This is a genomic window from Chitinophaga sp., from assembly GCF_035564935.1.
In the GTDB taxonomy this organism is placed as follows: Bacteria; Bacteroidota; Bacteroidia; order Chitinophagales; family Chitinophagaceae; genus Chitinophaga.
This window is the reverse complement of sequence record NZ_DATMTE010000075.1, coordinates 1-3,158: the sequence shown is the minus strand read 5'-3', so window position 1 is coordinate 3,158 and position 3,158 is coordinate 1. Positions and strand designations below refer to the sequence as shown.

The window sequence follows — 3,158 nt, the reverse complement described above, 5'->3', positions numbered from 1 at the left end:
TATTTTACGGGTATCGCCCTGGTTGCCGAACTCACTCAGCAGCTCCCAGTTCTTCAGGTTGGCAGACGCATAGAACTGAACTTTATGTTCGGCGGGCACGGCTACTGTCATAAGCCATTTATGCTGGTCTTCCAGCCAGATGACGCTGGGATCGCGGAAATCTTTTTTGTGGATATCCACCACGGGATTGCCTGCATAATTGGTGTAGGTTAAACCTCCGTCGTTGCTATAGGCAATAAACTGTGATTCCTTTTGCTGTTTTGGCTGATCGGCGGTATAAATAGCCACCACGGGGGCTTTCCCGTTCCGTCCAAAACCGCTGCTGTTATGTTCATCCAATACCGCCGAGCCGGAGAAGATCCAGGTAGTGGTATCTTTTGTTTCTATTTCGGTGATAGCCACCGGCAGGTGGTTCCAATGCAGCAGGTTTTTACTGGTGGCATGCCCCCAGCTCATGTGTCCCCATTTGTTTTCAAAAGGGTTGTGCTGGTAGTACAAATGATATACTCCATCCAGGTAAATTAATCCATTGGGATCGTTCAGCCAGTTTTTAGGCGCGGTAAAGTGATACACCGGTCGCCATTGAGGGGTAGGCGTGGCATTGTCCTGTGCGTATAGCCATCCGGGTAGTAATCCTGCCAGTAATATGGAAAAAAGTTTCTTCTTCATAACAATGATATTTTATTTTACCAGCCGGTGTTTTGTTTATATAACCCTTTGCTGTAGTTAATCTGGTTTAATGGTATAGGCAGGTATTCATCCCTGCCTTTTTTAAAGGAAGCATCATTCAGGTGAGCCCGGCGTGTTTTTTCCACGGCAAAATAAGCATTGAGATAATCCCCTGCAATACCCCAGCGTACCAGGTCAAAAAAGCGGGAACCTTCCATGGCAAATTCCAGGCGGCGTTCCCAGCGCAGGGCCTGGCGTGCAAAATCGGTGGTCCAGGTACAATTAACGCCGGGCTGATAAGTATTCATTTTATAACTGGAAGAGAAAGTACCATTTGCCTGTTTTAACAAACTGGTGCTGGCGGCAGCCCTTTCCCTCACCTGGTTAATGAGCGGCAGCGCTTCCGCAGCACGACCCAGTTCTATCAATGCTTCTGCTTTAAATAACAATACATCAGCATAACGGATAATTTCCCAGTTCTTGGAGCTCGACATAAAAGGCGGCACCTTCTGAAAGGTAGCATCATTGGGCAATACGGCTTCTTTCAAACTAAGGTAACTACCATATACTTCAGGTGCACGCGCCCAGGCACGCTGGTAAATAAATGCAGGATCATACTTATACGGATGCCCGGGAATAGCTACGGTATGATCCAACCGCGGATCAAAAGTATGGGTATGAAAATCTGCTTCTGTAGCAATGTTCGCATTATTGAATGTTTCAAACAGGGGCAGCCCGTTGGCGCTTGTTTGGAAGGCATTCACCAGGTTGCTGCTGGGCGAATGAAATCCGCAACAGCCATAGTCCTGGTTCATAGGATAATCCAGCGCATGACCGTAATCAAGGCGGCCTTTGGGCGTACCATCATCTTTTGAATACTGGATAGCAAAAACAGATTCCGATCCATTCTCACTTTTCGACAGGAAATTGTTGGCATAATCAATGGCCAGCTGGTATTTACCGGAGTTAATCACTTCATCGCACAATGAATTTACCTGTTGCAGCAACGTAGCATCAATAGCCGTTACGTTATTATTCTCATCCTGCTTATAGGCTTCATACAACAGTGTTTTAGCCAGGTAGGCCTTTGCAGCAAATTTATTGGCTCTTCCTATTTGTGGTTGTATATCGGGGAGATGGGAAGCGGCAAAAGTGAAATCATCTGCGATCTTCGTCCATAGTTCCACGTTGGAGTAAGTGCGGTTGGAAATGGTATCATAGCTTGCCTTTGGCGCATTTTCATCGATGTAGGGAACGTATTTGAACAATATTTTCAGCAGGAAATAATAATGCCCTCTCAGGAATTTCATTTCCGCCTGCCGCACTGTTTTTTCGGGGAAATCATTTTCGTTCGCCTTGTTCAAACGGCCCAGCGCATCATTTACACGGCCTATGCATACATACAGGCGGAACCACAGCAAATCAGAAGAGCCATTGTCGATCCTGTTCAGGGAAAAGGTTTCGTAGAAATGAAAGTCGCTGATATCGCCGGCGCCATCGCCGCCTTTGTAGGCGTCGCCGCTGCGGATGTTGCCATAAGGCCACATACTGGAATAAGGAGCGGTGTAGTGATCATTGCCCAGCGATGCATAGGCGGCGGTGACCATTTTTTCCAGGTTGGCCGGCGAATTGAGGTCATCGCCTGAAATAACGCCCTGTGGCGCCTGATCCAGGAATTTGCTGCATGCACCGAGCAACAGGCAGCTGAGTAAAAGCATATATTTTGTGTACTTCATGATGGCAGTGTTAAGTGTTTAAAAAGACAGGTTGAAGCCAATAGTGCCTATCACCGGGATGGGATACGCATTGTTTGGATTCTCGGGATCGGTGGCAGTAAAGCCTTTGTTTTTAAAGGTGAGCAGGTTGCTGCCCTGCAGGTATACCCGTGCTGTTTGTAAACGCTTGCTGAACAGGTGCTGGAAACTATATCCCAGCTGCAGATTCCTCAGTTTGAGATAAGAACCTGATTCCAGGAAATAGGTGGAGGTACGGTTCTCGTTGTTACGGTCTACCAGTGTGAGCGCTGGAATGGAAGCATTTGGATTTTGTGGTGTCCATGCGTCCAGCGTACGTGCCCCCCAGTTAGTGCCCGGCCATATGGAAGCAAAATCAGTGTATGTTTTGTAAGTATTGTATACCTGTATACCTTGTATTCCCTGCAGGAAGAAGGTGAGGTCAAAGTGTTTATACTCCAGTGTTACATTCAGTCCGTAGGTAAAATCGGGATCACCTTTCCCGATGTAGTCGCGGTCTTTGTCGTCAATCACATTGTCGCCGTTCAGGTCTTTATAACGGATACGGCCCACGCCTTTGCCTATCTGGGCGGCGTAATCATCTACTTCCTTCTGTGAGCGGAACAGGCCATCGGCTACGTATCCGAACGTGGAATTGATGGAACGTCCCAGGATGGTTTTATCCTGTCCGTTGCCGGGATAGGAAGTGAGTATTTCTTCCGGTAATTTAGTGATCTTATTGCGGTAGGTGGCTAC

Annotated in this window: 1 protein-coding gene and 2 pseudogenes; all 3 read right to left on the bottom strand. The window is 47.4% G+C overall.

What is annotated here, in order from left to right:
- Nucleotides 1-669 (bottom strand): annotated as a pseudogene (locus VN105_RS02050) (glycoside hydrolase family 32 protein); the annotation flags it as partial.
- Between the two features lie 17 nt (nt 670-686).
- Entirely contained in the window at nt 687-2,405 is a 1,719-nt protein-coding gene (locus tag VN105_RS02045) for a RagB/SusD family nutrient uptake outer membrane protein (RefSeq protein WP_325637426.1), read from the bottom strand.
- 18 nt (nt 2,406-2,423) lie between these two features.
- A pseudogene (locus VN105_RS02040) lies at nt 2,424-3,158 on the bottom strand (TonB-dependent receptor); the annotation flags it as partial.

Excerpts from the sequence above, each read along its gene's own strand:
- VN105_RS02045 (WP_325637426.1), bottom strand. The coding sequence starts at position 2,405 with ATGAAGTACACAAAATATATGCTTTTACTCAGCTGCCTGTTGCTCGGT.